This is a genomic window from Pantoea sp. X-Soil-MYKO-1289 (genome assembly GCF_059730625.1).
Window position 1 is genome coordinate 2,874,638 of sequence record NZ_AP036004.1, and the last position, 23,479, is coordinate 2,898,116.

The window sequence follows — 23,479 nt, forward strand, 5'->3', positions numbered from 1 at the left end:
TATTTTTACCGTCGTTACTGCGCGTCGATATCTTTCAGATCGTCCTGAATCGCGCTGGCGTTCGGGTTCTCTTCGGGCTTCAGGCGGCCGCCGTTCGCCAGAAAATCGTGACGCTGGAAATAGGCGTTGCGAATAAAGGCGTAGGGATCCGACTGCTGCTTCAGCAGCGCATCCGAATCAAGCAGCTGCGCGCGCGTCTCCACCCCTTCCAGCGTCCACTTGGCGATAGACATCGGCCAGGTCAGCCAGCCCAGCACCGGATAGAGCGTATCGACGTAGTCGCCGCCATCTTCGCGGATGGTGAAACTGCCGTAGGCCGGCAGCTCTACGTAGGGACCGTAGCCGACGCCGTAGTGGCCGAGCGTGCTGCCGAAACGGTGCGGCACTTCACGCGCCAGCTCCGGGTTCGCCTTGCCTGCCACGTCGATAAAACCGCCCAGGCCCAGAATCGAGTTCAGGAAGAAACGGGTGAAGTGAATCCCCGCCTGGCGCGGCTCGCCGACCAGAATCGAGTTGACCATGCTGGCCGGCTCTTCCAGGTTGCCGAGGAAATTGCTTAAGCCCGTACGCGCCGGCACCGGCACGTAGTCGCGCCACGCCACCGCGACCGGACGCAGCACGTATGGATCCAGCACGTTGTAGTTAAAGTTGAACATCGTGCGGTTAAAGCCTTCAAGCGGATCGCTGCGCTGCGCAGGCGCCTCGCTGTCCGGCTTTGAGCTGGCGCATCCAGCCAGAATGACGCTGGCCAAAACCAGGCTGGTCAGGCGGTAAGCCATTGTTATCTCCCTGTGCGGTTTAATGAAGTATCGCTTCAGGGCTGCTGTTGATTAATCTCCACAGCCATGTGCTGATGACCATCCCAGGGCGTCACCGCGCTCAGACCAAACCAGTCGCCGGATTGGGGACTGGCGCTGCCGTCGCGGGAAATACGCACCCGAACCTGCACCTGATGCTGCGCCGAAAGCAGGCGCTCCGGCATCATGGCGTTGCTGTCATCCAGCGTAAGCGATAACGGAAAGTGGCTCAGCGGCAAGCGCTTAACGGCCACGGGCACCGGTGAAACACCGTCAGAAACAGAAATATACATGACTCCGCCCGGCGGTAACATTTTTTCTGCCTCCGGCGTCAGCGTCACCGTCAACGCCAGCTGCGTATTCTGCTGACCGGCGTCGGTTTTTGCTTGTTCAATACTGCGCTCGATCATCACGCGGCGGCGATCGTCGGCCGGGATCTGTTTCAGCATAGCCTGCCAGCTGCTAATCGCCTGGTCATACTGCTGCTGTTCATAGGCGTTAAACGCCAGCAGGCCGAGCGTGCGCAGGTTACCGCCCTCTTCTTTCAGCATATCTCGCAGCATCAGGCCCGCCTGGCGGTTATCCTGCGGATCGCTGGAGCGGGTCAGCACTTCAGCATAGTCCTGTTTCAGCGCGAGGTTGTTGGGCGCGAGCTGCAGCGCATGCTCGAACGCCTGGCTGGCGCTGGCGGCATTGTTGAGCACCATGCCGAGACGTCCCAGCATTGTCCAGTCGTTCAGGTTGTCCGGCTCTGACTGCAGCGCGGTGCGCAGCCCAAGCTGGAGTCGCGCCAGCTCCTCCAGGGTCAGCGGCTTCGCCTGCGGATCCATCACCCGCGCGCGCAGCGCCGGATAATCCTGCTGCACCTGCATCCATGCGGCGACCTGGGTCAGACCGCCGCTTTTCAGATAGAAGCCGAGCGACACCGCGATCAGCGCCACCACGCCGGGCAGCAGCACCAGACGGCCGCTGGCGCGCGACGGCGCGACGTTCTGCGGCGGAATATCGGTCAGCAGCGTCTGCTGCAGTTCGCTCACCATGGTGGCGCGCTGGCCGATTACGCCCTGCGCCTCATCCTCTTCCAGCTCGCGCAGGCGCTGATGATAAAAGTCGGTATTAAGGCGATCGCGATCGGCCTCGCTCGCCTGGCGCTGACGCCAGCCCGCGCCGAGAAACAGGGCGCTGGCGGCCGCCAGCAGAATCATAATGCTTATCCACAAAGCGCTCATTTCAGCTTCCCGTCGCGTTTCAGTATCGCCGCCAGGCGCTGTTGATCGGTATCGTCCAGCTCGCTGCGCGTTTTACGCTGGCGACTGCGCAGAACGATCACCAGGCCGCCGAGCACGGCGAACAGCGCCGGCCCGACCCAGAGGATCAGCGTGGACGGCGTCACCGGCGGCTCATAGGTGACGAAATTGCCGTAGCGCGCCACCATATAGTCGATGATTTGCTGGCGGCTCTGGCCCTGCTTCATCAGCTCATAGACCTTGAGGCGCATATCCGCCGCGATCATCGCATTCGAGTCGGCGATGCTGTTGTTCTGGCATTTCGGGCAGCGCAGCGAGGCGGTGAGATCGCGGTACTGCTCCTCCTGCGCCACAGAGTCGAACTGGTAAGTGTCGATCGCCGCCCACAGGCTGACGCTGAACAGCAGGCCGCAGAGCATAAAAAGTAAGCGTTTCATACGCCCTCCTTGCTGTATTTCCGCCACAGCGGCAGCACTTCCTGCTGCCAGACGCGCGCGTTGAGATCGCCCGCGTGGCGGTAGCGGATAATGCCGTTGCCGTCGATCAGGAAGGTTTCCGGCGCGCCATAAACGCCGAGATCCAGCCCCAGCATGCCGTCGCCGTCATAGAGGCTGAGCGCATAAGGGTTGCCCAGCGTATTGAGCCAGGTCACCGCTTTGGTGCGATCGTCTTTGTAGTTGAGGCCCACGACGCGAATGCCCTGCTCCGCCAGCTGGTTGAGATACTGATGCTCCGCGCGGCAGGTCGGGCACCAGGTCGCCCAGACGTTCAGCAGAATCGGTTTGCCGTCGTTGAGAACCTTCTGGTCGTAGATCTTGCCGGGCCGATCGAGCGCTTCCAGCTTAAACAGCGGCACCGGCTTGCCGATGAGCGCCGACTCCAGCCGGGTCGGATCGTCGCCGCCGGCGTTGCGCGACAGCTGCCACAGCAGCGCCGCCGCCAGCAGCAAAAACAGAATCAGCGGAATAAAGAGAATTTTCTTGTTCATGCCCGTTCCTCACGCGCGGCTTTTTTCCGCGAGCGGTAGCGCGGATCGAGCAGGCAGAGCAGGCCGCCGACCGCCATAAAGAGGCCGCCGAACCAGATCCAGCGCACAAAAGGTTTGTAGTAGATGCGCACCGCCCAGGAGCCGTTATCCAGCTCTTCGCCCAGCGCGGCGTAGAGATCGCGCGTAAAGCCGCCGTCGATCGCCGCCTCGGTCATCATGGTGCGCGCCGCGGTGTAGAAACGTTTTTCCGCGTGCAGCACCGCTTCTGGCTTGCCGTTGCGGCTGACGTCGATAATGCCGACGCCGCCGCTGTAGTTCGGCCCCTGCAGGTTATGCACGTCACGGAACACGAAGTGGTAACTGTGAATATCAATGCTGTCGCCCGCTTTCATGCGCACGTCGCGCTCGACGCTGTACTGGGTGCTAAAGGCGATGCCGATCACCGTGACGCCGACGCCGATATGGCCCAGCACCATGCCCCAGTGGCTGCGCGACAGATGGCGCAGACCGCGAAAGAAAGCGTGGCGGTGAGTGGCGCGCTCGTGCAGCTCCATCAGCGTCAGCACCAGGATCCACACCGACATCAGCAGTCCTACGACCGTCATCGCCTCGATGCGATCCTGCAGCAGCCAGGGCAGCAGAATGGCGCTGGCCAGCGTTACCACCAGCGCCAGCGCCAGACGCTTCCACAGCTTCTGCGGCTCGTCGCGACGCCAGCGCACCAGCGGCCCGATGCCGAGCATCAGCGCGAACGGCGCCATCAGCCAGCTGAACATGGTGTTAAAGAAAGGCTCGCCTACGGAGATGCTGCCGAGGCCGAGCTGCTTGTGCACCAGCGGCAGCAGCGTGCCGAGCAGCACCACCAGCATCGCGGCGATCAGCAGCACGTTGTTGCCGAGCAGGAAAGATTCGCGCGACCAGGTTTCGTTCTGCACGCGGCTGCGCACCTGTCCGCCCTTAATGGCGTAGAGCAGCAGCGAGCTGCCGATCACGATCACCAGGAAGGCGAGGATAAACATGCCGCGCGCCGGATCTGAGGCAAAGGAGTGCACCGACACCAGCACGCCGGAGCGCACCAGAAAGGTGCCGAGCAGGCTGAGGGAGAAGGCGGTGATCGCCAGCAGCACCGTCCAGGCTTTGAAGGTGCCACGCTTTTCCGTCACCGCCAGCGAGTGCATTAGCGCGGTGCCCGCCAGCCACGGCATAAAGGAGGCGTTCTCGACCGGGTCCCAGAACCACCAGCCGCCCCAGCCGAGTTCGTAATAGGCCCATGCCGAGCCGAGCACGATGCCGATGGTCAGAAACACCCAGGCAGCCGTGGTCCAGGGGCGCGACCAGCGCGCCCAGGCGGTATCCAGCCGCCCCGCCATCAGCGAGGCGATGGCGAAGGCGAAGGCCACCGAGAAGCCGACGTAGCCCATGTAGAGCAGCGGCGGATGGAAGATCAGGCCGATATCCTGCAGCATCGGATTAAGATCGCGCCCGTCGATGGGGAAGTCCGGCAGCGTACGGGTAAAGGGATTCGAGGTGAGAATAATAAACAGCAAAAAGCCGAGATTGATCATGCCCATCACCGCCAGCACGCGCGCCAGCGCATCCTGCGGCATGCCGCGGCTGAATATCGCCACCAGCAGCGTCCAGCTGCTGAGCAGCAGCACCCAGAGCAGCAGCGAGCCTTCATGAGCGCCCCAGGTCGCGGCGACGCGGTAATAGACCGGCAGCAGCGTATTGGAGTTGGCGGCGACGTAGGCGACGGTAAAGTCGTTGACCACGAAGGCGTGCACCAGCACGAGGAACGCCCCGGCGATGCAGAGGAACAGGCCGCTGGCGAGCGGACGCGCCAGCCCCATCAGACGCGCGTCCTGACGCACCGCGCCCCACAGCGGATAAACGCTCAACAGCAGCGCGATGCCCAGCGCCAGGCAGAGCAGAAAACTTCCAACTTCTGGCATCATGACTGGGTTCTCGCCTGTTCCGCCAGCGCCTGCGGGCTCTTGTGGTTCTTCTTCATCGCATCCTCGATTTCCGGCGGCGTGTACTTCTCGTCATGCTTCGCCAGCACCTCTTTGGCGTTGACCAGGTTGCCCTCTTCCAGCACGCCCTGCGCGACGACGCCCTGCCCTTCGCGGAACAGGTCCGGCAGAATGCCTTCGAAGCTGACGCTGACCACGCCGTTGGCGTCGTAAAGCTTAAACGAGACGGCCAGCGTATTCGGATCGCGCTTGACGCTGCCCGGCATCACCATGCCCCCGACGCGCAGGCGCTGCCCCGCTTCCGGCTTCTGATGGTCCTCGCCTTTGCCGTAGAGGATTTCGCTCGGCGTGTAGAACAGGTCGATATTGGAACGCAGCGCATACATAACCAGCGACGTGGCGAGGCCCAGCCCCACCAGGATCGCCACAACAACGTACAGGCGCTGACGACGACGGGTATTCACATTGGATCTCCTGCCGCTTCACCGGCGGCTTGTTTCATTTTCGCCGAACGGATGCGGCGCTCCCTGGACTGACGCTGGCGGATCTCTGCCAGCAGACGGCGGCGCTGCAGCAGCGTATGCAGCAGCAGCCCGCCAAGCGGAACAAGGGTGCAGATCACCGCCAGCCAGACGTAAAAGGCGTAGCCGCCCATGGCGAAAAAGGCGGACAGGGAAGAGAAAGCGGGCGTCATGCTTTACGGCCTCCGTTGGAGAGGTTCGCTACCCAGGGGCGGTGACGCTCGGTGTAGAGGATAAGGTTGCGCAGACGCATTAGCGTCAGCGTGACGAACAGCAGCAGATAGCCGAGGATCGCCCAGCGCAGCGGCGTGCGCATGCTCGGCGCGATCGCCTGCTGCAGAATACCTGACGAGCCCTGATGCAGGGTGTTCCACCACTGCACCGAGAAGTGAATGATCGGCAGATTGACCACGCCGACCAGGATCAGAATGCCAGCCGCGCGTCCCGCCGTGCGGCGGTCGTCAAACGACTGATAGAGCGCTATCACGCCCATATAGAGGAAGAGCAGCACCAGTTCCGAGGTCAGGCGCGCGTCCCAGATCCACCAGGTGCCCCACATCGGCTTGCCCCAGGCGGAGCCGGTGATCAGGGCGATAAAGGTAAAGACCGCGCCGACCGGCGCCATCGCGGCAGAGACCAGATCCGCCATCTTCATCTGCCACACCAGGCCGGTAAACGCGGCAACCGCCATCGCGGCATAGACGCCCATCGACCACATCGCCGCCGGAACGTGAATGTACATAATGCGGAAACTATCGCCCTGCTGATAGTCGGCCGGCGCAAAACCAAAACCCCAGATCCAGCCGAGCAGCAGCGTCGCCGCGCCCGCTACGGCAAACCAGGGAATTAAACGCCCGCAGAGCTGATAAAGCCGCTCCGGCCTTCCCAGCTGATGTAACCATTTCCACATGTTGCATTGCTCACAGGTTAAAAAATCATTCCCGACATGTCTGACGCATGTGCGGATCAGTGCAGCGCGATACGCAGCGCGGCAGCGGTGGCGAACGGCGCCAGCGTCGCGCTGGCCGCCAGCATCGCGCCGAGGATCGCCAGATAACCGCCGATCGGCAATCCCTGGCCCGCCGCGTCGATCGCCGCGCTGGCGAAAATCAGTACCGGCACCGCCAGCGGCAGCACCAGCAGGCTCAGCAGCACGCCGCCGCGCCGCAGTCCAACCGTCAGCGCGACGCCGATGGCGCCGAGAAAGCTGAAGGTCGGCGTGCCGAGCAGCAGCGTCAGCGCCATCGCCAGCCAGCTGTTGAAATCGAGCGACAGCAGCAGCGCCGCCAGCGGCGACAGCAGGATCAGCGGCAGTCCGGTGACCAGCCAGTGGGCGATCACCTTGCCCAGCACGGTAACCGGCAGCGGCGTCGGCAGCAGCAACAGCTGCTCCAGCGATCCGTCGATAAAATCGTCGCGGAACAAGCGCTCCAGCGCCAGCAGCGATGAAAGCAACGCGGCGACCCAGGCGACGCCCGGCGCGATGCGCGCCAGCTGCTGCGGTTCCGGCCCGATACCGAGCGGGAACAGCGTAATCACGATCAGAAAGAACCAGAGCGGGTTAACCACCTCTGCGCCGCTGTGAAAGGCGATGCGCAGCTCGCGCTGAATCACGCGCAGCGACATCAGAGCAGCTCCGCGCCAGTAAGCCGTATTTTACGCACGCGCGCATGGCTTTTTGGCAGATCCTGATGGGTGGTGAGAATAACCGAGCCGCCATTTTCGGCATGTTGCGTAAAGCGCTTCATTAACTTCTCCACACCCTCTTTATCTATCGCCGTCAGCGGCTCATCCAGGATCCACAGCGCGGCGTCGCTGAGCCAGAGCCGCGCCAGCGCCACGCGCCGCTGCTGTCCCGCCGAGAGCTGCGCCACCGGCACCTCTTCGTAGCCCAGCAGATCGACGCACTCCAGCGCGTCGAATATCTGCGAGGCGTCGCGGTTCGGATGATAGAAGCGCAGATTTTCCAGCGGCGATAGTACCGCTTTTACGCCGGGCTGATGGCCGAGAAAAAGCAGGCTTTGATGCCACTGTTCGCGCTGTTGGCGTATCGGCTCGCTTTGCCAGCGCACCTCGCCCTCTTCCGGACGGCTCAGTCCCGCCAGCAGGCGCAGCAGCGACGTTTTACCGGCGCCGTTCGGCCCTTCGATCTGTACGATATCGCCCGCCGTCACGCCGAACGACAGGCCGTGGAACAGCGTGCGTTCGTCGCGAACGCAAGAGAGATTAATGACTTCGAGCATGCAGGAGAGGTCGCGCCAGGTAAAAAGAGGCCAGGATAATACCACAAGGTTGCGGTGGGCCGAAGCCCATGCCGTGCGGCGCGGCGCGCCCGGTCTAAGGGTTATGGCTGTTCCAGGGCGAATATGGATAAAAAATGCTCAGCGTTAAAATTTTGTTACGCTTCATCTGAAAGATAGTTACATTTCGCCCTTGCCAAAACAGGCTACGCTTATTACGCGCAGCAATAATAACAAGGAGCAAACATGAAACCTTCCCCATCAGTTAACCAGGATGAAAACGATGTCGACAGCGAAGAGAAAGAGCAAGGAACGGAAATTGAGGTAAACGAAGAGGCCCTGCCCTCACGCGCGGCGGCGATACATGAAGAGATTCGTCAGGATGGCGAAAAGGAGCTGGAGCGCGACGGGATGGCGCTGCTCTGGTCGGCGATTGCGGCCGGCCTGTCGATGGGCGCCTCGCTGATGGCGAAGGGGATCTTTCAGGTTCATCTTGACGGCCTGCCCGGCGCTTTTTTGCTGGAAAATCTGGGCTACACCTTCGGCTTCGTTATCGTCATCATGGCGCGCCAGCAGCTCTTTACCGAGAATACGGTAACGGCGGTGCTGCCGGTGATGCACAAACCGACCATGGGCAATATCGGCCTGCTGCTGCGGCTGTGGGGTCTGGTGCTGCTCGGCAACCTGATCGGCACCGCTCTCGCCTCGCTCGCCTTTGCCGAGATGCCGATTTTCGACGACGCGACGCGCCAGGCCTTTAGCGCCATCAGCCAGAAGGTAATGGAAAACACCCCCGGCGAGATGTTCGCCAATGCGGTGATTTCCGGCTGGATTATCGCCACGATGGTCTGGATGATGCCGCAGGCGGGCGCGACTAAGCTGATAGTCATCGTGATGATGACCTGGCTGGTCGGGCTCGGCGATCTGGCGCATATTGTGGTGGGTTCGGTGGAGATCCTCTATCTGGTCTTTACCGGGCAGATTAGCTGGTATGAGTTTATCTGGCCGTTCGCGCTGCCGACGCTGCTGGGTAATATCACCGGCGGTACGCTGATTTTCGCATTGATCAGCCATGCGCAGATCCGCAACGATATGAGCGAGGCGGCGAAAGCGGAGATGAAAGCGAAACAGCGCGAAGCGAAGCAGCAGGAAAAGCAGCGCTAAGCTGTTGAGGAAATGAGCAAACGCGCCGCCATTGGGTTATTCTTGCGGCGCGTTTGCGCTATACTGCGCGCCGCGGTCCCCTTAGTTAAATGGATATAACGAGCCCCTCCTAAGGGCTAGTTGCAGGTTCGATTCCTGCAGGGGACGCCATGGTTCAGTTCGCTACTCTCCGTACAAGTTCGTAAAGTCCATACAAAGCAACCTCTTCCCTTCACATCTACTCCGCCATCGGTTGTCCCGGTTCGTTGACATCCACATGTGCCTCTGGGTAAATTTTGGGTAAAAAGATTTCACCCGTACAGATTTTACCCAATGCTCACTATTAAACAGATCAACGCCGCAAAGCCCAAAGACAAGCCTTACCGGATTGCTGATGGTAATGGACTTTACCTTTACGTACCGGTAACCGGTAAAAAGGTCTGGCAGGTCCGTTATCAGTATTATGGTAAAGAGAAGGTGCATACCATCGGTAAGTACCCGGAGATAGGGCTGGCCGATGCACGTAATCTCGCATTTGAGCTGAGACGCGATCTAGCTTCAGGTTTAAACCCGGCGACGAAGAAGCTGCGAAAAAGCAAAGAGCCAGACTCTTTCAGTACTATTTTTGAGGAGTGGTATAAATACAAAAGACAGTCCTGGTCTGAAAGCTATGCCATTGAACTCAGGCAGATGTTTAAGGATGATATCCTTCCTTACATCGGAAAATTGCAGATGGAAGAGATAGAGCCAATGACGTTGCTTGCGGTACTGCGTCGGTTTGAAGAGCGTGGAGCTCTTTCGCGTGCCAGCAAGGCCCGTCGCCGGTGTGGTGAGGTATTCAGGTATGCCGTAGTGACAGGGCGCGCCAGATACAATCCCGCAACTGATCTCGCAGATGCCATGCAGACTTACCGGAAAAAAAATTTTCCGTATCTGCCTGCTGACCAGATTCCAGCCTTTAATGCAGCGCTGGCAACATATCCAGGAAGTATTGTTTCACGCGTCGCTACTCAGGTTCTTCAGTACACCGCAATGCGTACTATAGAACTCAGAAGCATGCAGTGGAAAAACGTCGATTTCGAGAACAGGCTCATCACGATTGAGCCAGAAGTGATGAAAAGCCGCAAGATGCACGTCGTGCCGATGTCTGATCAGGTAATTGCGTTGCTCAAATTCCTGAAACCGATCACGTCCATATCACCTTATGTATTTGCGGGACGCAATGACAAGATGAAGCCAATAAGCGACTGTGCTGTGCTGACTGTAATTCGCCTGATCGGTTACGGTGGCATTGCGAGCGGTCATGGGTTCCGTCATCAGTTCAGTACCATACTGAATGAGCACCTGTGGCCTAAGGATGCTATTGAACGACAACTGGCGCACGCTGATCCAAATAATATCCGCGGCATTTACAACCATGCTCAGTATCTGGAAAAACGACGCGAAATGATGCAGTGGTGGGCAGACTGGCTTGATGGCAAGCTGAAGTAAATTTTAATACAGGTGCTAATCTTAGAATTTTCATCTAAGGAGTTTCAGAAATGGACGTATCACCTCGCACTGTTATTGCACTCAATATTATTTCATCCGTTGTGCTTGTTGCCGGGGCAGCCTTTTATCTGAACTGGATTTGAAGCCCTTCGCATAAACAACCGGCCAGTATGTCCGGATATTCAACGTTATTACTCAGCACGGTTATTACACTTCCCCGCTGGTAACAAATGAGCGTCCTGCGCGATAGGCCGTAAATTTTGGTGCTTCGCCAGGAGGGATATAACAGTAAACACGGCCAGACCGTTTACTGTTACCTACGAACACGATCAACTCGTGCACATGTGAACGGCCGATCGCCGGCAGGCTTATTCCTTTTATTTTGTAACTCATGCCCAGGGCATGTCCCTTATTACCGGTATCCGCGTAATCGAGCTGAACATCTTTATATATTTCGTTTTGATAATGATGATGCCGGATGATTAACTTAAACTGCTGCCGTTTATGCTGGGACCGAGCCACCAGAGTCAGATTTGTATCCAGAATACGGTCAAATGACTCGCCAGCGATTCTGAACAGAACGTGTTCTCCTTCTTTGTCGGACCAGCTGAAAGCGCCTTCGGGTAATCGCACTCCACCTGACTGAACATTATAAATGTCACCTGTTATCTGTTTTGCATCCAGAATACCTTCAATGGTGCAGCTGTCTTTAATCGTGACGTTCTCAAGCTCACCCGATATAGCGCGAAGCGTGCCGCTGATATCAGCATCCCTTGCCGTCAGTTTGCCATCAGGCGTGAGTTCAAAAGCTGGCGGATTACCGCTGCTGGTAATGCTGACCGCACGCAGGTACCTGATGAGCGCTTCACGGAAATAGATCTGGTCGTGTTCAATAACCAGTGCGGGCACAGAGTTTCCATTCTCCGGGTTCACAAAAGCCACGCGATCGGCGGCCATCAGGATCTGGCTCTGCATCCCCTCCGGCTTTTCTTCAATTCCCATGCCAAAGCCAGCCATGCAGTACTGACCATTTTTCAGCTGCTGTAATTTGACTGACCATTGCGAATTCAGTCGCCCTTCCGTGTTTTTCCAGCTCTTTTCAATTTTCCCGATTTTTGCGGCGCCCTCTGACAGCTGCTCCATTTTTGTCAGTAAGCTCTGTCCAAGATGTGTGTCGCTGATTTTTCCCTTATAAAACGCCAGATAGTCTTCCGCTTTTTCGCTCGGGCTGGCGGGCTGTTCTGTGAAAGCAGATTTTCCCAGCGCATTCAAGCTGCGAATATAGAAATAGTGCGTAATGCCGGGTTTTAACCCGTCTTTTATCCAGCAGCGTCCTTCTCCAAGATACTGCGCCTGAGATTCGGCCTGTTGTGGGTCAGCGAGCCGGGTTCCGGAATACCAGAATTCATAACGTACAGTGGCATCATAAACGGCCTGATGCGGCACCAGCGTGACCTGGAAATAGCCGGGTGTGGCATCAATGGATACGGGAGCCTCGGGTGCAGCAACCGTAATACCGGCAGAGGCAGGTTCGCTTTTCTGCCCGGCCTCATTGACTGAACTGACGCTCAGCGTATAGCTTCCCCTTTCTGGCAGAGTGAACGCACATTCAGGCCGATCCGTTGTGTGGCTGAAAACCAGATATCCCGTGGCATCATGGCCACGAGTGACCCGTACATCAAAGTGTGCGCTGCCGGATGTCCGCAGAACTTCCCACCGGGCAATGGCATGAATGTGGCCGGATGAAGCGCTGACGCTGACATGAAGATGCCGGACAGCGGGCGGTAACATGGCGTGCCCGCTGGCCGGGGGTTCTGAAAAGCGCCTGCCTTCGTCCACCCGCGCCTGCTTCTCCGGGCAGTGCTGTAGCGCGGTCACGGCATAGCCGCCGTTTTCGCTTTCACGGATGGCCACACAGCGAAACAGTCGCTGTCGCAGGCCCGGCAGTTTTAGTCCCCAGACGCTGAGTGACGCCATACCTTCAGGAATGGTATCCACCTCAACACAGTCAGGTTCAGGATGGCCGGTCACGATGACGGTGAAAGGCTGCCCGGCCTCACCCATCAGGTTCAGCGAGGCACGGCCCTCTTCAGGAAGGGACACGGGCCGGTCAAGCCTGAGCAATTTTTTCCCCGGCTCTGCGGCAATAATGCGGCCACCGGTCGCAGTCCCGGCATAATCGTTGTCGCATATTTCAAAGATATCCCCGGGAATATGGCGCAGCCCTTCTGCCCCCACGCAAAAATCGACAGTCTGGGTTTCCAGCAGTTCGGTCTGGATGATCCATAAGCCGGTCCGGTGTGCCTGCCCCCGGCTGGTACAGCCAAACGCATCGACTTTCAGCAGATTGCGCCCGTATCGCTTTATGGCCTCGCGGTCTTCCACCAGCTCTACGGAAGGCTGCCAGTTATTGTGTGGGTCGATGAAACGCACCTCAACCACGTTATGGCGGTCTTTCAGCGCGCTGAAGCTGTAATGGAACTGGCCGCCGGCCACGCTGGCACTGGTGTAGGTCCAGACAACATCCGAAGGCGTATCCTGAATAAACGTCAGACGCTGCCCGTTCCACACGGGCATACAGCGCATCATGCTGCAGAAATCACCGATGACATCGAACGTCTTCCGCTGCCGGGTCAGCCACGCGTTGCAGCGAATGCGAGGCTCCAGCCCGCCATAGCCATCACTGACCTTTTCATCACAGTAGCGGGCAATGTTATAGAGCGCCCACTTGTCTGCATCTGCAATACCCATTCGCTGACCCAGACCATAGCGTGGGTGCATCAGCAGGTCATACAGGCACCATGCCGGGTTGTCCGTCCAGGCCTCTTTAAACTCCCCATTCCAGCGATCTCCGGCATAGCTGCGCGTCACCGGGTCATAATTTGCCGGCACCCTGACCAGGCGCCCCCGCATCATGTAATTGCGCTCCGCGCGCTGATTGCCCGATTTTTTTGAGTCAATTTTCAGGCCCGTCACGGCCGTATGGGGATAGCATTGCCGGACACTGGTGATTTCTGTATATGATGACCAGAAGGTCTTATTGAACAGCCGGTTACCGGTGCTGTCAGGCGTAATACGCATTACGCGAACGTCAAACGGCGCAGCTGGCAGGTTTTCAAGGATCACCGAAAACGCAAACGGCTCGTGCGTACGTCCCTTCACGGTAATGTCTTTTTCCGTTTTCCAGCCTGCAGGATGCCGGATATGAATTTGCAGGGTGACTGACGCATCCTGCGTTTCGCCTTTTTTGTTGACCGAGAACAGCTGGCGAACGCCCAGCGTCAGGCGAAGCCGGTCTGTTTCCTTTCCATCCACCGTGCGCGTGACGGCATATTGCGCGGTCACGTCAGCATTGATCAGCTTTTCCCGGGCTGATGCCTCAAATCCGCTCAGCGGTGGTTGATCCGCCGTTCCGGCATGAAAGTGCATACTGACGCCCTGCACGTTCACCTGTCCGTCCGGCCCAAGCACAGGCGTGCCGTTAATCAGCACGCTTTTTAAACCGTCAACAAGACCGGCAACGGGGCCTTCGCTGACAACATCTATTACGCTCAGTACCTGAGAGGAGCGAAGATTGTCAGGTTTGTCGTGTGGCGTTTGTGCATGGTGATGCAAGATCTTCATAGTTTTAGCCTGAAGGAAATGAACCCGGAAACAACTCCCCTTTGAGTTCTTTTTTAATGCCCGATAACAATGACTTTTCCTTCCCCGCTCATGTCCCGGGTGGAAATCTCCTGAGAAATTACGCGTGACCCCACCCGCATTTCCCCATACAGAACCGGTACCGGCGCGCCCTGAGCCATCATGTTTTCTGTGCCTGAAAACCAGGTGCTTTTGTTATCTCTGCCATCTGCATCTGCAGATCGTGGAGCCAGCAGCTGAGCAGCTCCGCCCAGCATCAGGCTGGCCCCCAGCGAAAAAGCCGCCCCACTCAGCGAAAGCGTTGTTGCGCCCACTGTCCAGGCAAAAGCATTCAGACCCGGAATAAATGACGCCGCGATGAGCGCGGCACCCGCAAACAGCTGAAGCAGGCCTCGTCGGGAAGCACCCTGCAGCCGGGGAACCAGATGGACAACTGCGCCAGACGGTAGCTTTTCATGCAGGCGGGCATGCAGGTTGTCATTATCAAGATCGCTGCCGGCAATACGCACCTGATAAAGCCCTTCGCTAAACTGGCGCCTGAACTCACCGGACTGCATCACCAGCGCATGCAACGCTTCTGCCGCAGTCGTCACATGTAGATCAATGCGCCTGCCAGACCTGGCGAGGTTGCCGTACAGACACACCCGAACCGGTCCGGCCCTTTCAGAGGAAGGTTCAGTTGAGCTCATTGTCATCTCCAAAACGATAAATGCTGTCGCCGCAGACCAGCCACCAGCTGCAGGCGCTGTGCCTCATGGCGGCTTTATCCGCAGGGCTCAGTTCAGGTGGCCCATCAGGATGGCTGTGAACCAGCGCGATAATCGTGCCGGCAGCAGAGGCACTCAGGTAATCTTCAGGGGTGATCAGAAAATGCCGGTGTGACTCAGGGGAAGCGTTGATGCAGGGTCGATACTGGCAGTCGTCCGGTGTCAGGATGACCAGACCACAGCACTCCTGCGGATGACAGGCCCGGGCATGAGCGAAGATATCTTCGAAGAGACGTCCGGCCGTCGCTGCGCTACAGGCGTACGTCATTCTGCAGAGTACGCATTCAGCGAGAGAAACCCGCCGAAGCGCCCGGTGTTATGACGAAGCCGGCAACCTGCCGCACAGTTGCCACAGTGATCCTGAGTGGCCTCCTTCACGGGTTGTCCATTGCTGTCCGCAATAGCTGGCCCGGTGTACCCACAGTCTGCAGAGCGGTATTCCCACGGGCAAAGGTCGGACAGCATGATGCGGCCCGGGCACAGCTGCCCTTCGGTTTCTGTCGGCACGGCCAGAATAAATCTCGCCGTCAGTGACGTCAGTTCTGCCAGTTGCTCGATAACATAACGGCTGACCACTTCCTGCTGCGGATCGGCGTCCGGATTTCCTTGCCTGAAATTCTCTGCATCCAGAAACCGTGCGCAGACCGTTCGTCGAATGACAACGCCGCCCACCAGGCTCTGGTGCGCCTCAGCCAGGCCGGTCACGATGCCATACAGGTTTGAGACAACAACTGACGGACGCGCAGCCGGGCCTCGCCCGCTCATGCCACACTCTTCCATCCTGACGGGATAAGGCCGGTAGCGACGTTTCTGCCAGATAACCGCTTTTCCGAGTTCATTCTGTTCATTGCAGAAGAAGTAACGTTTACCGCCTGTTGCGGTCAGATCCGCTTCCCACAGGTCAATACGGGCAGACGGCTCTGTCCGGGTCAGTTCACTCAGCATTTGAGAAGGAATGGTGTTCATCGCTGTTACCTCAGGCGGGGACCTGTTCAAATTCGCCGGTTATTTCCGTGCGCCTCGCCATACGCACCGCCGACCAGCGTCGGCAGACAAAGGCGGCAGGATCGGGCTGGCCCGGCGGTTGCCACAGAAAAGCTCTGATACCGCTGTGCCGGGTAAGGAAGTCCTCCACCGCCTGCATCGTGGCGTGAGGTCCGGACAGCATAATGGCGTAGCGGCTCTGAAGAACATTCAGGCCATCTGCGCGCCGCTGCTCATACCCGTCACCAAACCGGATTGTCTGCACACGTGGCTCTCGCTCCGCACGCATACCCGGCCGGATCTTCCAGTTAAATGATTCCATCAGACCCGGCCTCCGCTCATCAGGCCGCCGTCACGCTGCTGCTGAAGGAAGAAATCTTTCGCGCCCTGACGCCCCAGCTCATACATCATTCTTGCGGCCTCCGGCCCGAGCTGCCCGTTACGGCCGTCATTGTGAATGGTGACATTAAAGACGGGTGCGTATTTCAGGCCGGCTCCTGTCATCCGGGCCACCACACCCAGCTTACCGTCGGCACCGCGACGTAGTGGAAAGATACCTTCCGGCCCGGCCTCTCCCATGACGCCGGCACCATGGGCAAACGCAAACAGCGTAGGCGTCCGGATCACGCTTCCGCTGAAGGCATGAAGATCCTGAGAATGAAAAACACCGCCCTGCGCATGAAATGACAACGCATGTTGCTTAAGCAGTCCGGCGAAAAAATCCACGCCCCTGACCAGCGTCATTTTCACCAGGATCTGGGTGAGCATGCTCAGAACGTTTCGGGTAAAGTCGCGAAAACCTGCCTTACCGTCCGTTAGCAGAGCACTCAGCTGTGTGCTTAACCCGTCAAGCGCCCTGGAGGAAGCCTGTTTTATCTGGCTGTTGGCATCAAGCGCCGCATCACGGTACTCAGCCCATGCGCTTTTTGCTCCCGCCAGCCAGTCGGCCCGCAGCTTTTCTTCCGCCTGCCAGGTTTTTTGCTGTGCCTTTAACACTGCAGCAAGTACATCTGGCGCCTCTGCATAAGTGGCGCTGAGTCGGGTAACGCTGGCATGCTGCTGCGCCTCCCGTGCCGACAGGCCGTGTTCAAGCGCCGCAATTTCCGCCTGCCGCGTGCGCTGCTGCTCCGTAAATTTTCCAGCCTGCACCTGAAGCTGATTCATGCGTTCCTGAAGCGCAACTTCATCCCCCAGCATGGCCAGTTTTTCCTGCTGAAGCAGGACGCTGGCTTTACCGGCAAGCAGGGATTTTTCCTCATGGGTCAGCTGGCGTTTTTGTGCGGCTTCCTCAAGAACATGAAATTTCGCCTGGGAGGCCCAGAGCTCTTTACGCTGCTGGCTGACAATATCTGCTTCCTGATGCGTCTTCAGAGCGTGAAGCCGGGCCTGCAGCGCCAGCATGTCAGCCTGCGCCTTTTCGCCTGCAAGGGCAGCCGCCGACGGCTGATGTGCGTCCCGCCGTTTTCGGCGGCCTGCGATAAGCGTGTCATAGCGCTGTTTTTCACGGCGCATCGCCTCCTCTTTAACCTCACGGGATGCCCATGAATGGCGGATAACTGACAGCGCGCGCTGATGCTTTTCCTCTTCCGTTTCATACTGTTTTTTCAGGGTCTGGTCAGCATCGAAACGGCGCTTTTTACGGATTTCCGCATCCTGATCTGCTTTATCGCGGGCGGCCTTCAGGTCATGCTGAAACTTCTGTTCTTCCAGCCGGGAAAGCCTGTCCCTGTCCTGCTGCGTGACAGGTATCCAGGCTTTGCCCAGGGCCTTTCCACCCGCGTTTAACTTCTCCCTCAGGGCAGCAATCTGCTCTTCCAGCGACCGTTCCCGTCCGATGCCCAGCATGGCATCCCAGGCACCCGCCGCCGTCTCCCCCAGCCATTTCCAGGTTTTCTCCAGCGTTCCCAGATGCTGTGCCACATCGTCGCTGCGAAGACGCAGGGTTTCAGCGTAACGATCCATAGCCAGAGCTGCCGCATCGGCTTCACGCCCCTGTTCTGCCAGGCGGGTGATGTTTTCCAGTTCAGTCGCCGTCAGAAAGTGCAGGGATTTATCCAGCTCCCGGACGGCAGCGACGGGCGTGTCCTGAAGCCGCGCAAACTGCCGGATAGTCTCTTCGGTAGCCTGACCGGTTACAGTTTTGAGACGGGCCGCGACGTCAGCGACCTGCCGGAGGTGCTGCCCGTTAAATAAACCCGAGCCAGTGACTTCCGCCAGCACAGAAGCCGCTTCATGCTGCGTAATACCGTTGCCCGTCAGAGAGCGGCTCATCGCCTGTAGCGCTGAGGTTGTCCGGGCGGCATAGTGGCCGGTGAGGATAAGATTCCTGTTAAAGGTCTCAGCTTCCTGACTGCCCTGATACCAGGCTTTCCCCAGTCCCCAGACAGCAGCGGCAATACCACCCACCATCCCGGCTATGCTCAGACCGCGCAGGGTCATCAGCTTTTCTATCCATCCGGCATTATTCGCAAGCGTAATGCCTGAGCCACGAAGTGCGCCAAAATTGCCCCGCGCCATTTCGCCAAACAACACGCCAAGCTCGCGCCGCGCCGACGCGCTCGCCAGTCCCAGAGAGTGTGTTTTCTGACGGGCCGACTCCAGCTTACGGATATAGATTTCCGCCGCATCGCCCAGCCCCAGCTGTGCCGCGCGCGTTCTCAGCATCTCTTCACGTGAAAGCCGTTGTGTGGCCAGCTGTGCCTTGAGCTGGCTGAGAAAACGGGCTTTTGCCTGCGTGGCCTGCACTTCAGCGCGCGAAACGGAGGAAACCTGCTGTGCAGCGCGCCCGGCCTGCTGCCCCGCGTTTTTCAGCTGACGTTCGACCCGGCCCATCTGCTCGTGAAACCGGGCAGTCTCAGCCCCAAGATTTACGACAAGATCAGCGATCTGCTGGGACATGGCGTTCTCCTCCCATGGACTCTGCTACGGCCATCAGCATGTCATCAGTCATGAGGTCACCGGTTCCTGAGCGACTGAGCAGGCTGAAGTCTTCTGCAGTCAGCCCGCATTCGCCTGTGGCGAGCGCCACCATTGTGCTGCTGAGCGCCGCAAATTCAGCATCCAGCAGGCGATGGCTGAACGGCACTGTGGCGAAATAACGCTGCCAGTCTGCGAGTTCAGAAGACGTCATCTCGCTCAGCATCCGGCGCCAGTCAGGACGGCGAAACTCATGGGCCAGAAACATGATAAATTTCAGCCCTCGTCCGTCGGCTTTACCTTCAGGTCATCCTCCCCGGGGCCGGATGGCTCGGCCGGCTTTTCATCCCCCTTGAGATCGCTGAGAACCATCACCTTTTCCGCAGCCACACACAGCGCCTTTTCGGGCCAGTCGGCCAGGATCCCCTGATAAATATCGTTAACGTCCGCCTCACGATGACAATTCCAGAGCGCACGCGAAACAAGCCAGGCACTGGACTCCGTATTCAGCCTGACTAGTGCTGCGTTCCGGGTTGCGTCAGTGGGGGCCTTATCTTTAACCACGTCAGAACTGGCAATAAACGCAAAAAACTCGGCGCGCTGCAGCGCTGTCAGTTCAGATAACTCCATTTGCTCGGACCCGTAATGAAACACGGTTTTTTCCAGAAACATCACAGTCCTCCTTTCTCATGGTTATTGTCGGAATGTGGCGCAGGTGCAGGCGACTGCGGAATTTCCTCAGCCAGAACCGGACGGCCGCTGTTCGTTACCTTGATGGTTCGCGTGATGACCTCTTTTGCCGGAATGGTCTTGCCCAGGCTGCTGACCCAGCCCCGGAACAGATCAACCGTGCCGTTCGGATAGCGAATCTTGTAATAGCGAACCTCCCCACTGTGAAACCAGCTCAGTAAATCTTTCTGTCCCTGCTCGCCGGGTTTCCAGGCAAGCGTAATACTGGCCTCTCCCGCCGATTTCTCGCCCTGCGCCGTGGCTTTCCAGTCGGCGTCCGGATCGTCCAGCCAGGTGTCGTCGTAACTTTCCGCACTGATTTCGCCAGGCTGCAGCTCCCGGATCTGGGCGAGCCGTGTCCAGCCGTCATCGTTCAGAGGTTTAGCGGTGGCATCGCCGCTGCCGGTGAAAATCAGTAAGGTGGTTCCTGCACCTTTGACTGATGCAAGAGGATTAGGTGTCGCCATAGTGGCTCCTTACATCTGATAGGTAATGAGATAAGTCAGATCGGCTGAACCCCAGCTCGCCATTTCACTGTCCCGCTGCCAGTCATAACTCTGCGGCGTGAGCGTATCGATCACGGATGAAAGTGCCGGCACATTAACGAGCGCCGGAAGGATATGGCGTTCAACCCACTCATCCAGTGCCGTATCCGGTTGGGTTGCCAGGAGGAATACCTCGATATGCAGCGTGGCCTGCCAGGCTTCTGCATCCAGATAGTTACCGCTGTAGCGGGCGTCTGACAGATAAACGGCTACGGCGGGCAGTTCTTTTTCATCAATAAAAACGGGGCGGCCATCATGAAAGGCCGCCCCGCTGATGTGGGACTTAAGCGCTTCCGTGAGGGTGCGCCTGATTTCAGCATGTTTTTTCATACCTTCCTCCTCAGGTACAGCCTCAGTTGCTGTCTGAGCGCGGCGGCCAGTTCAGCCTGCATATCCGTTTCCAGCAACTGCCGGCTTTGTTTCTGATAGCTCTCCGTCAGCGCTCCGGACAGCGGGATTTTTACAACCTGAACCGGATAGCGACTGCGGCCGGTCCGCTGAAGTACATGCCAGCGGCCGTTAGCCAGTTGCTGTATAAATGCATTCCGGAAAGTAAACCGCCCGATTTTCAGCACGCTGCCATGCCGGCCGGCTACTGTTTTTCGCCGGGACAGCTGCAGACGGGCCGTGCCCAGACTGATAGCCGGCAAATCCCCGCGGTTAACGACCAGTCGCGCGGTCGGATCAGCATGGCCCGGCGTGGCCGGGCGTAGCCGGACACGCTGCCTGACCAGCTTCTGAGGAACACGCGTCTGCTTTGCAACCTCGCGAGTGCAGCGCGTAATGACGCGACGGGCCACACGGTTCACCGCCTGCGCCAGCGCGCGGGGCACCAGCTGACGATCGAGCTCATGCAGGTTATTCAGTGCCTGGTTCAGTCCCTGCACTTTTATCCTCCTCAAGCCAGATTTGCGGCTTGCCGTTGTAAAACTGCCAGCGGGTCACTCTCCAGTGTTTCTCCTGCCATTCAACCCAATCATGTCGTTCGGGCTGATAAGCCCTGTCGAAGACAATTAATGACACGCCCTCTCCGGACAGTGGTCCCATGTCAGCCGTAAAGGCATGTTCAGTTGCGCACATCGTCCGCCCATTAATCACCACGGCCTGACCGAACCGGCGTGCAGTGACATCATCCATCCTGTCAGTCAGGCGGAAAAATGGGCTAGCCAAAAAGCTTAACAGCCACTACGGCCGCCTCACTGTCGGCGTTTTCCCAGGCGATACCCAGGGTTACGGCCCCCTCTGTCTTGTTGGCTACAACCTGATGGCCCTGTTCATAAACAGGTTTGCCGACCTGAACAGAGACATTGGCTTTTTTCGGTAAGGTGAAGACGCCTTCCGCCAGGCCAGTTCCGGGGCAACCTTTCGGGGTATCTGTTACGGCAATAACGATACGATCTCCCACACGCACCATATCGCCGCTTTTATAGTCTTCGTCCGCAATGAACGTCAGTGTCTTGCCATCCTGCACATAATTTTTTGCCATGGTTATTCTCCTTCCCGATCCGTGTTGACCGGATTTCAGGCATAAAAAAAGCCCTTCCGGGCGTTCAGGTTTATTCAGGGTGCATCAGGCGGTGCACTTCACCAGGCCGCGATAGTCAACAGGTGCAACACCAGCATCGATGCGTACTTTCGTCGTGACACCATCAGAAGTAAATCCCTCCATCTGGTCGATAAACGGCGTATCCACACCGTTAAGGTAAGCGACCTCAATCGTGTCCGAACCTTTTGCCGCCGCGAGGTAGAACGTGTTCTGGCTGGCATCGTCCAGACGTGGTTCGGCAATTACCGTTGCGAAGTTCTGCACGGGGTTAATGATACCGGCGTTGATGTCGGCACCTTTAACAGACGTTGAGCGAATGACCTGACTGGCAGTGGACTCCATGGCGGTCGGCACCAGCACGAAAGCAGGACGGATATTGAGATGGCGTTCGCCTTCTTTCTGACGACGCATCATCTGCCGGGCTTTATCCAGTGACGCTACATCCATTGCGGCTTTGGTCAGAAGATTTGCATGGCTGTCTGCAAACAACGCAATGTTATCCGTGCTCAGTTGCGGATTTTTCACGAGGATGGCATAGACCAGATCTGCCACCGTGGCTTTAGCCGCACGGCCAAGTTTCATGGGAACATCGGTCAGCATGCTCAGGTCATCATTGATAATGGCCTGGCGGGTGATGCTGAACAGCTCACCGTAGGTGGCCAGGGCAATCGTTGCCTGCTTGTCTGACGTCGTGACGTATTTGTATTCCGCCCCCTCGCGGACCTGACGTAGTGAAGGAAAACCACCCAGCCCCACACGGTGCGCAATTTTGAAATCGGACAGCTGTCCCTTTTTGGTCCACTCACCGAACGTCTCAGGGGCCTGTTCCCAGCCCTGAAGAATGGATTTGTAGGACACATCCAGCATGATATTGCCAAAATCGGAAGTGCTGTGCGTAAACGCCAGCCCGACGATCTGTACCGGGTTATAACTGGCCACACCAAAGCCCCGTTCGGTCAGTGACAGGCGCGCATGCTCGCGAAGCGTCATAGCGTTGTAAGGGTTATCTGACTGGAGTGGCTCATAACCGGCCCGCGCCATGATGGCCTGCCGGATACCGTCACCGGTAAAATTACCGTTTCCGGCATAGATGTGAGGTGCGGCTGATTTGTTAGACGGCGTGCTGTCTTTGCCCATTTGCGTCAGCAGCTTCTCGCGTGCCAGCTCAAGTGTGCACGTCGGATCCGCGATGCAGGCTGCCTGCAGAGCATTGTATTTATCACCGAACATCCCAAACAGGTCAGTGAGCGCCCGTGCGCGGACACGCTGTTCTTCAATGAACTGTTCACGTAAAACCGCTTCGTTCACACCTGCCTGAGGTGGAGCAGGATCATGCGTCAGGCTGTTCTGCGGCGGCGTCAGCATATTGCGAAGGTTTTCTGGCATTTTTTCGTACTCCTCGATACGTTTTGAATCAATGCGGGCCATTGCCTGAACGGCGGGCGCCAGCTGATCAGCGAATCCCAGCGAGACACACTGGGTCCCATCCATCCAGGTCTCTTCTTTCAGCATCCCGGCGATAACCTCATGGGCCAGTCCTGTTTTGGCGGCATAAGCCGGGATGAGCACAGCTTCTGTTTTATCCAGCAGCTCAGCGAAATCACGCATGTCATCGGCGTCACCGCCCGCAACCGCCCAGGGTTTATGGATCATCATGAAACTGTTGGCCGGCATGATGACCGGATTACCGACCATGGCGATGACGGAGGCCATCGACGCGGCCACGCCGTCGACATGAACCGTAATGGCAGCAGGGTGATATTTGAGTGCGTTAAAAATAGCGATCCCTTCAAAAATGCTGCCACCCGGCGAATTGATGTGAAGGTTGATGTGTTTGATCTCGCCGAGTGCCTGGAGGTCGCTGATAAACTGTTTTGCTGGCACCCCCTGAAAACCAATTTCGTCATAGATATAAATTTCTGCCTCAGCTTCGCCCCGTATGGCCATCCA

At 58.1% G+C, this 23,479-nt stretch carries 24 protein-coding genes, 1 tRNA gene and 2 pseudogenes; 3 read left to right on the plus strand and 24 right to left on the minus strand.

The features are described from left to right. Positions 1–14 precede the first annotated feature (14 nt). From mlaA to ccmA, 10 genes are read right to left on the minus strand one after another with little or no spacing between them, the layout of a single operon-like run. Positions 15–779 carry a phospholipid-binding lipoprotein MlaA gene (gene mlaA, locus AC6I7Z_RS13745; protein WP_033750623.1) on the minus strand — a complete coding sequence of 255 codons (765 nt, stop codon included), beginning with the start codon at positions 777–779 and terminating at the stop codon, positions 15–17. A 35-nt stretch (positions 780–814) separates the two neighbouring features. Then, the gene (gene ccmI, locus AC6I7Z_RS13750; protein ID WP_497814628.1) at positions 815–2,026 is read right to left on the minus strand and encodes a c-type cytochrome biogenesis protein CcmI; all 1,212 of its coding nucleotides are present in this window, start codon (positions 2,024–2,026) and stop codon (positions 815–817) included. Beyond that, a complete protein-coding gene (locus tag AC6I7Z_RS13755) occupies positions 2,023–2,481 on the minus strand; it encodes a cytochrome c-type biogenesis protein (RefSeq protein WP_497814629.1) in 459 nt (152 codons plus the stop codon). Before AC6I7Z_RS13755 ends, ccmI begins: the two co-directional genes overlap by 4 nt. Then, entirely contained in the window at positions 2,478–3,032 is a 555-nt protein-coding gene (locus AC6I7Z_RS13760; protein WP_033750630.1) for a DsbE family thiol:disulfide interchange protein, read from the minus strand. Before AC6I7Z_RS13760 ends, AC6I7Z_RS13755 begins: the two co-directional genes overlap by 4 nt. Continuing rightward, positions 3,029–4,987 carry a heme lyase CcmF/NrfE family subunit gene (locus AC6I7Z_RS13765; RefSeq protein ID WP_497814630.1) on the minus strand — a complete coding sequence of 653 codons (1,959 nt, stop codon included), beginning with the start codon at positions 4,985–4,987 and terminating at the stop codon, positions 3,029–3,031. Before AC6I7Z_RS13765 ends, AC6I7Z_RS13760 begins: the two co-directional genes overlap by 4 nt. Next, a complete protein-coding gene (gene ccmE, locus AC6I7Z_RS13770) occupies positions 4,984–5,469 on the minus strand; it encodes a cytochrome c maturation protein CcmE (protein WP_033750634.1) in 486 nt (161 codons plus the stop codon). The genes AC6I7Z_RS13765 and ccmE overlap by 4 nt, the downstream gene beginning before the upstream one ends. Continuing rightward, positions 5,466–5,699, minus strand: coding sequence for a heme exporter protein CcmD (gene ccmD, locus AC6I7Z_RS13775; protein WP_033750637.1), 234 nt, complete (start codon positions 5,697–5,699; stop codon positions 5,466–5,468). Before ccmD ends, ccmE begins: the two co-directional genes overlap by 4 nt. Next, complete coding sequence (locus tag AC6I7Z_RS13780) at positions 5,696–6,436, minus strand: heme ABC transporter permease (RefSeq protein ID WP_497814631.1); 741 nt, start codon at positions 6,434–6,436, stop codon at positions 5,696–5,698. The genes ccmD and AC6I7Z_RS13780 overlap by 4 nt, the downstream gene beginning before the upstream one ends. Positions 6,437–6,492: 56 nt before the next feature. Beyond that, positions 6,493–7,152: a heme exporter protein CcmB gene (gene ccmB, locus AC6I7Z_RS13785; protein ID WP_497814632.1), complete on the minus strand. Its 660-nt coding sequence runs from the start codon at positions 7,150–7,152 to the stop codon at positions 6,493–6,495. After that, entirely contained in the window at positions 7,152–7,769 is a 618-nt protein-coding gene (ccmA, locus tag AC6I7Z_RS13790) for a cytochrome c biogenesis heme-transporting ATPase CcmA (protein ID WP_497814633.1), read from the minus strand. Before ccmA ends, ccmB begins: the two co-directional genes overlap by 1 nt. A gap of 243 nt (positions 7,770–8,012) precedes the next feature. Here ccmA and AC6I7Z_RS13795 point away from each other — a divergent pair, with 243 nt between their 5' ends. The 3 genes from AC6I7Z_RS13795 to AC6I7Z_RS13805 all read left to right on the plus strand — a co-directional run bounded on the left by AC6I7Z_RS13795 (position 8,013) and on the right by AC6I7Z_RS13805 (position 10,400). Next, positions 8,013–8,930 carry a formate/nitrite transporter family protein gene (locus AC6I7Z_RS13795; protein WP_497814634.1) on the plus strand — a complete coding sequence of 306 codons (918 nt, stop codon included), beginning with the start codon at positions 8,013–8,015 and terminating at the stop codon, positions 8,928–8,930. Positions 8,931–9,005: 75 nt separating this feature from the next. Next, a tRNA-Arg gene (locus AC6I7Z_RS13800) sits at positions 9,006–9,080 on the plus strand. Between the two features lie 162 nt (positions 9,081–9,242). Further along, positions 9,243–10,400, plus strand: a complete 1,158-nt coding sequence (locus AC6I7Z_RS13805; protein ID WP_497814635.1) for a tyrosine-type recombinase/integrase — start codon at positions 9,243–9,245, stop codon at positions 10,398–10,400. A gap of 207 nt (positions 10,401–10,607) precedes the next feature. Here AC6I7Z_RS13805 and AC6I7Z_RS13810 read toward each other — a convergent pair whose 3' ends face one another. From AC6I7Z_RS13810 to AC6I7Z_RS13875, 14 genes and pseudogenes are all read right to left on the minus strand, one after another. Next, entirely contained in the window at positions 10,608–14,024 is a 3,417-nt protein-coding gene (locus tag AC6I7Z_RS13810) for a TipJ family phage tail tip protein (RefSeq protein ID WP_497814636.1), read from the minus strand. Positions 14,025–14,077: 53 nt separating this feature from the next. After that, complete coding sequence (locus AC6I7Z_RS13815) at positions 14,078–14,731, minus strand: tail assembly protein (protein ID WP_497814637.1); 654 nt, start codon at positions 14,729–14,731, stop codon at positions 14,078–14,080. Then, positions 14,718–15,077 carry a C40 family peptidase gene (locus AC6I7Z_RS13820; RefSeq protein ID WP_497814638.1) on the minus strand — a complete coding sequence of 120 codons (360 nt, stop codon included), beginning with the start codon at positions 15,075–15,077 and terminating at the stop codon, positions 14,718–14,720. Before AC6I7Z_RS13820 ends, AC6I7Z_RS13815 begins: the two co-directional genes overlap by 14 nt. Beyond that, positions 15,074–15,775, minus strand: a complete 702-nt coding sequence (locus AC6I7Z_RS13825; protein WP_497814639.1) for a phage minor tail protein L — start codon at positions 15,773–15,775, stop codon at positions 15,074–15,076. The genes AC6I7Z_RS13820 and AC6I7Z_RS13825 overlap by 4 nt, the downstream gene beginning before the upstream one ends. Positions 15,776–15,785: 10 nt before the next feature. Further along, entirely contained in the window at positions 15,786–16,115 is a 330-nt protein-coding gene (locus tag AC6I7Z_RS13830) for a phage tail protein (protein ID WP_497814640.1), read from the minus strand. Positions 16,116–16,249: 134 nt separating this feature from the next. Beyond that, positions 16,250–18,553: pseudogene (locus tag AC6I7Z_RS13835) on the minus strand (phage tail tape measure protein); the annotation flags it as partial. Between the two features lie 118 nt (positions 18,554–18,671). Then, a complete protein-coding gene (locus AC6I7Z_RS13840; protein WP_497814641.1) occupies positions 18,672–18,977 on the minus strand; it encodes a phage tail assembly protein T in 306 nt (101 codons plus the stop codon). 8 nt (positions 18,978–18,985) lie between these two features. Beyond that, entirely contained in the window at positions 18,986–19,381 is a 396-nt protein-coding gene (locus AC6I7Z_RS13845) for a phage minor tail protein domain-containing protein (protein WP_497814642.1), read from the minus strand. 47 nt (positions 19,382–19,428) lie between these two features. After that, positions 19,429–19,905: pseudogene (locus tag AC6I7Z_RS13850) on the minus strand (phage tail tube protein); the annotation flags it as partial. Positions 19,906–19,914: 9 nt separating this feature from the next. Further along, entirely contained in the window at positions 19,915–20,313 is a 399-nt protein-coding gene (gene gpU / locus AC6I7Z_RS13855; protein ID WP_497814643.1) for a phage tail terminator protein, read from the minus strand. Continuing rightward, positions 20,310–20,876, minus strand: coding sequence for a phage tail protein (locus AC6I7Z_RS13860; protein ID WP_497815449.1), 567 nt, complete (start codon positions 20,874–20,876; stop codon positions 20,310–20,312). Before AC6I7Z_RS13860 ends, gpU begins: the two co-directional genes overlap by 4 nt. Beyond that, positions 20,842–21,120 carry a hypothetical protein gene (locus AC6I7Z_RS13865; protein WP_497814644.1) on the minus strand — a complete coding sequence of 93 codons (279 nt, stop codon included), beginning with the start codon at positions 21,118–21,120 and terminating at the stop codon, positions 20,842–20,844. The genes AC6I7Z_RS13860 and AC6I7Z_RS13865 overlap by 35 nt, the downstream gene beginning before the upstream one ends. A 25-nt stretch (positions 21,121–21,145) precedes the next feature. Further along, on the minus strand, positions 21,146–21,469 hold the full coding sequence (locus AC6I7Z_RS13870) for a DUF2190 family protein (RefSeq protein WP_497814645.1): 324 nt from the start codon (positions 21,467–21,469) through the stop codon (positions 21,146–21,148). 84 nt (positions 21,470–21,553) lie between these two features. Beyond that, positions 21,554–23,476: a ClpP-like prohead protease/major capsid protein fusion protein gene (locus AC6I7Z_RS13875; RefSeq protein ID WP_497815450.1), complete on the minus strand. Its 1,923-nt coding sequence runs from the start codon at positions 23,474–23,476 to the stop codon at positions 21,554–21,556. Between the last annotated feature and the right edge of the window lie 3 nt (positions 23,477–23,479).